This is a genomic window from Pantoea sp. Cy-640 (assembly GCF_011752635.1).
GTDB lineage: Bacteria > Pseudomonadota > Gammaproteobacteria > Enterobacterales > Enterobacteriaceae > Pantoea > Pantoea dispersa.
Window position 1 is genome coordinate 1 of sequence record NZ_VWXB01000029.1, and the last position, 518, is coordinate 518.

The 518-nt window shown below is 64.9% G+C and carries 1 protein-coding gene; it reads right to left on the reverse strand.

All coding sequences use genetic code 11. The features are described 5' to 3' along the window. Positions 1-518, reverse strand: a 518-nt coding sequence (locus tag F3J36_RS24040; protein ID WP_166720781.1) for a DDE-type integrase/transposase/recombinase, incomplete at both ends; no start/stop codon positions are given.

Here is a 518-nt window from a genome sequence, read left to right on the forward strand (position 1 = left end):
TTCCGGCTGTATCCCCAGCTTTATCAGCCACACGCTCAGCTGCGTCAGCGCGAGGATGCCCGGCGCAACGAAGGGCGAGCCGTTGTCGGTGCGGATAACGTCGGGCAGCCCGCCTTCCAGGAAGGCCTTTTCCATGCAGCCGCGCACTAACACCGTGGTCTCCGACGTGCCCGGCTCGCAGGACAGCAGGTAGCGGCTGTGGTTATCGGTGAGCGTGAAGGGGCGGCACCAGCTGCCGTCTTTCAGGCGGAAGCGCCCTTTAAAATCAGCGCTCCAGACGTGGTTATTCCTCACGGGCGTCGTGAGACTGCGCAGGTTGCCCGGCGTTCGCTTACGCGGCGTCCGCGGCTGCACCATTCCCGCCGCCTTCAGCAGGTCGCCGATGGTGCTGGCGGCGGGCACGATGAAGTCAGCGCCGTTGCTGAGGAACCAGTGGCGGATTTTTTTTGGCCCCCAGTCGGGGTGCTGCTGGCGGAACTGAACAAGGCGCGCGGCGATGTCGGGGGCGATTTTATCGG